The 1001-nt window shown below is 64.8% G+C and carries 1 protein-coding gene; it reads left to right on the forward strand.

Annotated features, from left to right (window positions below; translation table 11 throughout):
• The coding region (gene ccsB, locus CFB47_RS40060; RefSeq protein ID WP_089464399.1) for a c-type cytochrome biogenesis protein CcsB at window positions 1–1001 on the forward strand (1001 nt) is incomplete at both ends.

The following is a 1001-nucleotide window of genomic DNA, read 5'->3' on the forward strand; positions in this document are numbered from 1 at the left end:
TACGACAAGGCGGTGATGATCGGCACCGTGCCGGCGCTCATCGCGCTCGGCTGGCGCTGGAAGCCCGCGCGACTGATGATGGCGTCGATCGCCGTGCTGGCGCTGCTGTCGATCCAGATCTACCAGGGCGATCTCGCGCGCGCCGATTCGGCGTTCTTCCTCAAATACTTCCTGTCGAGCCAGTCGGCGATCCTGTGGATGAGCGCGCTGTTCGTGCTCGCGACGATCTTCTACTGGATCGGCTTGCTCGCGCGCTCGGAGTCGGGCTCCGCGATCGGCCAGAAGCTTACGTGGGTCGCCGTGCTGATGGGCTTCACCGGCCTGATGGTGCGCTGGTACGAGTCCTACCTGATCGGTTCGGACGTCGGGCACATTCCGGTATCGAACCTGTATGAAGTGTTCGTGCTGTTCAGCCTGATCACCGCGCTGCTCTATCTGTATTACGAAGGCCACTACGGCACGCGCGCGCTCGGCGCGTTCGTGCTGCTGGTGATCAGCGCGGCCGTGGGCTTCCTGATGTGGTACTCGGTCGCGCGTGACGCGCAGCAGATCCAGCCGCTCGTGCCGGCGCTGCAAAGCTGGTGGATGAAGATCCACGTGCCGGCGAACTTCATCGGCTACGGCAGCTTCGCGCTGTCGGCGATGGTGTCGGTCGCGTACCTGATGAAGGAGCGCGGCGTGCTCGCCGATCGCCTGCCGACGCTCGACGTGCTTCACGACGTGATGTACAAGTCGATCGCGGTCGGTTTCGCGTTCTTCACGATCGCGACGATCCTCGGCGCGCTGTGGGCCGCCGAAGCATGGGGCGGCTACTGGAGCTGGGACCCGAAGGAAACCTGGGCGCTGATCGTTTGGCTCAACTACGCGGCGTGGCTGCACATGCGCCTGATGAAGGGCCTGCGCGGCACGGTGGCCGCATGGTGGGCGCTGACGGGCCTGCTCGTGACGACCTTCGCGTTCCTCGGCGTCAACATGTTCCTGTCCGGGCTGCACAGCTACGG

Origin of the sequence: Burkholderia sp. AU27893 (assembly GCF_002223205.1) — a bacterium.
GTDB lineage: Bacteria > Pseudomonadota > Gammaproteobacteria > Burkholderiales > Burkholderiaceae > Burkholderia.